The following is a 6,697-nucleotide window of genomic DNA, read 5'->3' as shown; positions in this document are numbered from 1 at the left end:
CGTGAAATCCGTCGGCGAACCCGCGGAAACCACGGCGGACGCGCCGCAATTATCGCTGGTCAGGTACTTCTGACTGTAAGAGCCGGGGTACGGGGCCAGCGACTGTCCGTTGATCGCGATGATCTGCCCGACGCCGTTGAGCAGCTGCTCGTAGTGGATGTGCGGGCCGCTCGAGTTGCCGGTGGAGCCGGTAAGCCCGATCTCCTGCCCTTGGTTCACGTACGCGCCGTCGGGCACCGAGTACGCGCTGAGGTGGAAGTAGTAGGTCGTCCAGCCGCCGCCGTGATCGATGGCGATGTAGTTCCCGGCGCCACCGGACTGGTAGTAGCGATGGGCGACACCGGCGGCCGAGGCGAGCACGGGTGTGCCGTTGGTGACTCCGCCGTCGGCGCGTACGAAGTCGAGGGCCTGCCGGACCTCCCCGTCGTGGTGGCTGTAGGTCCACGTCTGGCCGCACGGGAACGGGGCTTTGAAGTTCGGTGCGGCGTACGCCGGGGCGGCGGTGACGGCGGTGAGCCCGGTTGCCGCGAGCACGGCGACGAGGAGCGTACGCAGGACGAGCCTGCCGGGTCGAGCCATGGCGGTTCCTCTCGGGGGTGGGGGTCGAGGATGGTTCAGCCGAGGACGGCGGTGGGGCGGGGCAGGTCGGTGCCGGGGGCGATCTGGTCCGACCACTTCCAGCCGTTCTGGACGAACCGCGTACCGTCCGACAGCGCCACGAAGGCGTCGGCCGCGCTGCCGCCGGTGAAGGTCACGACGTCGGCGCGGCCGTCGCCGTCGAAGTCACCGGCCCCCGGCAGTTCGGCTCCGTAGGCGAAGGTGTCGTGCCAGCGCACCGCGGATCCGAACGACGACCCCGTGGACCGCCAGACGACCACGTCGGCGGTGGTGCCACGGGTGAAGGCGACCACGTCGTCGCGGCCGTCGCCGTCCACGTCGGCCAGGGTCGGCAGCTGGTCGTCCGGCGCGATCTGGTCCGACCACTTCCAGCCGTTCTGGACGAACCGCGTACCGTCCGACAGCGCCACGTAGGCGTCGGCGGCGGTGCCACCGGTGAAGGTCACGATGTCGTCGAGGCCGTCGCCGTTCACGTCGCCGACGCGGGGAGTCTCGGCGCCGACGGCGAAGTTGTCGTGCCATTTGATCCCGGGGCCGAACGACGTCCCGTTCGACAGGGCGACATACACGTCGGCGGACGTGCCTCGGGTGAACGTGATGATGTCGGCCAGGCCGTCGCCGTTGACGTCGCCGATCGCCGGGATCTCCTGGTCCACCGCGAACCAGTCGTGCCACTTGGTTCCGGGGCCGAACGAGGTCCCACTCGACAGGGCGACATAGACGTCGGCGGCTGTCCCGCGGGTGAAGGTGACGATGTCGGCCAGGCCGTCGCCGTCGACGTCGCCGGTGAGCGGGATCTCCTGGTCGGCCGCGAAGTAGTCGTGCCACTTGGCGCCCGCGCCGAAGGACGCCCCGCTCGAGGTCGAGACCATCACGTCGGCCGTGGTGCCGCGGGTGAAGTCCACGACGTCGTCACGGCGGTCACCGTTGACATCACTCACGTTCCGGGCTCGCGTGGCCGCGCTCATCGTCGCCGACGCCGGGCCCGCGTTGCCCGCGCCGTCCACGGCGACCACTCGATAAAATCTCATCTGGTACGCCGGAAGCGGCCCGTGCCGGAACGCCGGTGAGGTCGTCGTCGCGACCAGGTTGGCCGAGGTGATCGCCACCGTCGGGTTGGTCGAGGAGTAAACGCGGTACTGGGTGACTCCGGCGTCGTCGTCGGCCGGCGTCCAGGACAGTGACAGCGCGTGCACCCGGCCACCGCCCACGGTGAGGCCGTTCACCGCAGCGGGTGCGGTGGTGTCCGTGTAGGGGGCGACGATCGACAATGCCGTGTAGCGGCTGGCCGTCCACAAGGCAGACGCGGGCACCGGGGTCAAGGTCACGGTGATCGTCGACTTGCCCGCGGTGAGCGCGGCCGGGAGGGCGTACTCGTCGGCGAGCCAGCGTTGCGTCGGGTTGCCCAGCGGCTGCGTCCACACTCCGGCCGCGGTTCCGTCGACCGTCACCGCGGCCGACTGGTACGCGCTTCGCTGATCCGAGACGCGCCGGAGGCGTACACCTTGATTGCCGGAATCTACGGGCAGTGACAAGGAGACGGCGCCGGTGCTCGCACGGACCTGATCGGTGACCGCGACGCTGTCGTCGTCGCCCTCGAAGACCGAGGTGAGCGCGGTCGTGCCGCCCGCGGTGACCGTGACCGAGCGGCGCAGCGCGACCGTGGGCCGGGTGTAGAGGAAGGCGGTCGATCCGTAGGTGGCGGGCATGTCGTCGGCGGGACCGTGTTCGATGCCGAAGCGCAGTCCGGCGCGGTACGCGACGGCGTCGGCGAGCATGAGCCGATACATGGCGTCGCACTCGTACGCGCAGCCGCCCGAGCCGGTCAGATGAGCGGTGTTGCCGGTGAAGACGCCGCTGTAGACGCCCCGGTTGAAGTACCAGCCGGATTCGTAGAAGTCCTCGGTGCCCGTGCCGTGTAGTTGCGGAGTGGGTGAGCCGTCGACGTGCACCCGCTCGTCGCCTTCGAGGTAGTTGCGGGTGTTGCCGCCGGTGATGAGCCCGTGCACGGTGTGGCTCACGCCGACGAACCGGCCTTGGCCCGTCTGGTCGGCGAAGAGCCAGTCGCGGCCGTCGGTGACGCCGCCTGCGCGGGATTGGGTGGTGAACAGCCCGAACCCGGTGAGGCTGTGCGGAGCCGAGGTGATCTCGGCCTGGACGCCGGTCACCGTGGCCGAGGTGGTGTTGACCAGGCTCACCGTGGCACTGGTCAGAAACGGCATCGGCCACCACGCGGAGTACCAGCCGCCGGGTGTGGCGTCCATGGCGAACATCAGCGCCGAGACCGGCCGTTCGCCGAGGCCGGAGCCGAAGAACTCGCCGACCGGGCTGTCCACCGTGGTACGCCCGTCGAAGGTCATCCGCAGCCGGAGTCCGGCCAGTGCGGTGGCGCCGGCCTGGTTGTCCGGTATGCGCAGCCGCACGGCCGAGATCGCCCGTTGCCCGGAGAAGGTGGCCAGCGTGGCCGAACCGTTGGCCGGCACGGAAACCGAGGTGGCGACGGTCGCCGCGCCGGGCTGGGCGGGCTTGGGGTCTCGGGTGCCGGCGGCGCGCAGGACCGCGATGACGTCTGCCGCGGAGTCGGAGGGGTTGAAGGTGGTCACGCCGCCGGCGTCGGCGAACTCGCGATAGGTGACGTGGTAGAAGAGCGGATTGTTCTGCGTGGTGATCCGCATGGTGCTGCGGTAGGGCATCGGGACCTTGACGGTGACGCCGCCGGAGGTCTGGTCGGCGTTGCTGACGAGCGGCCACACGAACGGGGCACCGAGACCGCCGTCGACGAGGTTCTGCAGGCTGGTCTGCACGACGGTGACTCCGTCGAGGTCGATCCTGATCCAGCCGGTGGCCGTGACGTCGCCGCCGTCGCGGGTGAACCAGATCGAGTCGACCTCGCCCGGTCCGGACGCCTCGGCGATCACGCAGCCGTCGGAGGTACGCAGGCAGGACGAGGCCCCGGAGAACCCGTCGTCGTTGGAGCCGTCCCGGCCGAAACTGGAGAACTGCTTGGTCTGAGCGCCCGGAGTGAGCAGCGCCAGCCGGTCGAGCCGCCGGTAGGTGTCCCAGCCGACCGGCCCCTTCTCCGGCGACGCGGCGACGGTCTGGTCGAGGGACGCCGATGCGGGGCCGGCCCAGGTCGGTGGGGTCACTGCTTGCGCCGGTACGGACACAGCGATTGCCATCACCAGCCGGCCGGCCGTCCGAGCGAACATGGACCTCTCCCCAGGCAGAAGAAATCGATTGCCCGCCACCGTACGGTGAAAGTTTGCCATCTGTCAATGGAGCGCGGTGAATCCTTGACGGGCCGCTTCGGCGGTTGCTATTTTCGCCCACACCAGATTCATCGACTTCCATCCGTGTCAGCGCCGCCGCACCGACCGGCCCGCACCGCCAGAGCCGGCTGGACGCCCTGACCACCCGCGCCGCACGCGGGTGCCACTCCCCTGTCCCGGATCAGCCGGGAACACCTCCTTCTCCTCAGGAGCAGCCATGCGTCGTCTCCTCGCGCTCTTCTGCGCCCTCCTCCCCGCCACGGCGGCTGTCGTCGGGGTCGCCGCGGCACCGGCGTACGCGGCCTGCCAGTCGATCCCGTCCACCGCCGACCCGGCCATCACCGTCATCGTCTACCGGACCGGACGCCACCTGGTCGTCAGCGACAAGGCCATGCTGGCCGGATTCGAGGCGGGCTGGGTCGAGTCGCACATGAACAACCTGCCCTGCGGCGACAAGACCTCCCTCGGCGTGTTCCAGCAGCGCTACGACTACGGCTGGGGCACACCGGAGCAGATCATGAACCCGGTCTACGCCTCGACGAGGTTCTTCGAGCGCGCCATCGTCTGCGACCGCGATCACTCCTGGTACACGGCAGGCCAGGTCGCCCAATGCGTCCAGGGGTCGGCCTTCCCCGACCGGTACGACCAGTCCGAATCGACCGCGCGAGGGCTGCTCGCCGCCGCCCGCCGGGCAGCCGAGATGCAGGCGGGGTCGGCGACCGACTTCACCGGCGACGGCAAGGACGACATCGTCACCTTCACCCAGGGTTCGGTGGCCGACGTCTACGTCGCCGGCTCCACCGGTGGCGCGTACGCCGGAACCAGCGTGAAGTGGAACGACTACTTCTCCCTCGGTGGCGAGACGGCGTTGACCGGCGACGTCAACGGCGACGGCAAGGCGGACGCCGTCACGTTCACCCACGGCGACCTCGGCGACGTCTACGTAGGACTGTCGACCGGAACGAGCTTCGGCGGCGGCCAGAAGTGGCACGACTGGTTCGCCCCGTACGCCGAGATCGCCGCGGTCGGCGACGTCAACGGCGACGGCAAGGCCGACATCATCACCTTCACCCACGACGACCAGGCCGACGTCTACGTGGCGCTGTCCGACGGCACGCGCTTCGGACCGGGTCAGAAGTGGCACAACTGGTTCGCCCCGTTCGGGGAGTACCCCGCGGTAGCCGACGTCAACGGCGACGGCAAAGCCGACCTGATCACCTTCACCCAGGGCTCCTCGGCCGCGTCCGACGTCTACGTTTCGCTGTCGACCGGATCCGGCTTCGGGCCCGGCCAGAAGTGGCACGACCTGTTCGCAGTCGGCGCCGAACTGCCCCGCGTCGGCGACGTGAACGGCGACGGCAAGGCCGACATCGTCACGTTCACCTGCAACGGCGACGCCGACGTCTACGCCGCGCTGTCCACCGGCTCGGCGTTCGCCGGCACCACCGTGAAGTGGAACGACTTCTTCTGCCTGCCCGGCGAGTTCCCCTACCTCGCCGACGCCGACGGCGACGGCAAGGACGACATCCTCGTGTTCACCAAGGGTTCCACCAACGACGTCTACGTCGGCCTGTCGACCGGCGCCGCCTTCCTGGGCGGGGCGAAATGGCACGACTTCTTCGGCCTCACCGGCGAAACCACCCTCTAGCCCGGCCTCTAGCCCAGCCTTCGAAGGAGGAACCGTGAAACGCCTCATCCCCCTGATCGGCGTGACGCTCCTGCTCGCGCCGGCCACACCCGCGGCGGCATCCGCAGGCCAACCGTCCGGCCTGGCGACCGCCCTCGACCGTGCCGCGCACGCCTACGGCGTGCCGCGCGACCTGCTCGCCGCCGTCGGCTACAGCGAGACCCGGCTGGTCGACCACGCCGGCCGGCCCAGCCAGGACAACGGATACGGCGTCATGCACCTGGCCGCCAACCCGGACAATCAGAGCCTGACGAAGGCCGCTACGCGTACCGGCATCGGCGAGGATCGGCTCAAGACCGATGTCGCCGCCAATGTACGCGGAGCGGCTGCGGTGCTTCGGGCGTACGCGGATGACGCAGGCCTGAGCCGCCGTGACCGCGACCGGATCGCGGCCTGGTACCCAGCGGTGGCCGCCTTCGCGGGTACGCACAGCGACGCCACCGCGCGAGTCGCCGCCGACCACGTCTACGACCTGCTGCGGCAGGGATTCACCGCCGGGGACGTGACCGTGTCCGGCCGGGCGGTGCAGCCCGAACTCGGCCGGTACGCCGACGTGACCCCGGCCGGACGACTCTCGACCGGCCAGGCGCAGCAGGCGACCGCACTGGCCGCCGCTGTGCCGCAGTACCCGCCCGCGCACTGGGTCCCGGCCAGCACCGGCAACTACTCCGCCGGGCGCTCGTCGGCGATCACCACCATCGTGATCCACGTGACGCAAGGCTCCTACGCCGGAACGATCAACTGGTTCCAGAATCCCGCCGCCCAAGTCAGCGCGCACTACGTCGTGCGCTCCAGCGACGGCGACATCACCCAGATGGTCCGGGAAGAGGACACCGCCTGGCACGTACGCAACTCGAACCCGTACTCGCTGGGCATCGAGCACGAGGGGTACGTCGACGATCCGGGCTGGTTCACCGACTCGATGTACCGGGCCTCGGCCGGGCTGACCCGCTACCTGGCCGACAAGTGGGGCCTGCCGAAGAACCGCACGGCGATCAAGGGCCACAACGAGATGCCGGGCAACGACCACACCGACCCTGGCCCCTACTGGAACTGGGACTACTACATGTCGCTCGTGAACGCCGGCGGCAAGCTGCTGGCGGGTTCGCCGACGGATTTCACC

At 69.7% G+C, this 6,697-nt stretch carries 4 protein-coding genes and 1 pseudogene; 3 read left to right on the top strand and 2 right to left on the bottom strand.

The annotated features are described in order from the left end of the window. The coding region (locus AB0H43_RS38835; protein WP_360008663.1) for a M23 family metallopeptidase at positions 1-579 on the bottom strand (579 nt) is incomplete at its 3' end. A gap of 35 nt (positions 580-614) precedes the next feature. After that, on the bottom strand, positions 615-3,827 hold the full coding sequence (locus tag AB0H43_RS38830; RefSeq protein ID WP_360008660.1) for a DUF2961 domain-containing protein: 3,213 nt from the start codon (positions 3,825-3,827) through the stop codon (positions 615-617). A gap of 436 nt (positions 3,828-4,263) precedes the next feature. Here AB0H43_RS38830 and AB0H43_RS38825 point away from each other — a divergent pair. The 3 genes and pseudogenes from AB0H43_RS38825 to AB0H43_RS38815 all read left to right on the top strand — a co-directional run. After that, positions 4,264-4,560: pseudogene (locus AB0H43_RS38825) on the top strand (VCBS repeat-containing protein); the annotation flags it as partial. A gap of 27 nt (positions 4,561-4,587) precedes the next feature. Further along, a complete protein-coding gene (locus tag AB0H43_RS38820; RefSeq protein ID WP_360008665.1) occupies positions 4,588-5,535 on the top strand; it encodes a VCBS repeat-containing protein in 948 nt (315 codons plus the stop codon). A gap of 34 nt (positions 5,536-5,569) precedes the next feature. Further along, on the top strand, positions 5,570-6,697 hold a 1,128-nt coding region (locus tag AB0H43_RS38815; RefSeq protein WP_360008657.1), incomplete at its 3' end, for a peptidoglycan recognition family protein.

The sequence above is a fragment of the Hamadaea sp. NPDC050747 genome, assembly GCF_040654195.1.
Lineage (GTDB): Bacteria > Actinomycetota > Actinomycetes > Mycobacteriales > Micromonosporaceae > Hamadaea.
The sequence above is the reverse complement of the archived record's forward strand: the minus strand, read 5'-3'. Positions and strand labels throughout refer to the sequence as shown.

Bases quoted from the DNA above. Each gene is read 5' to 3' on its own strand.
- AB0H43_RS38830 (WP_360008660.1), bottom strand. From the start codon at position 3,827: ATGTTCGCTCGGACGGCCGGCCGGCTGGTGATGGCAATCGCTGTGTCC.
- AB0H43_RS38820 (WP_360008665.1), top strand. From the start codon at position 4,588: ATGCAGGCGGGGTCGGCGACCGACTTCACCGGCGACGGCAAGGACGAC.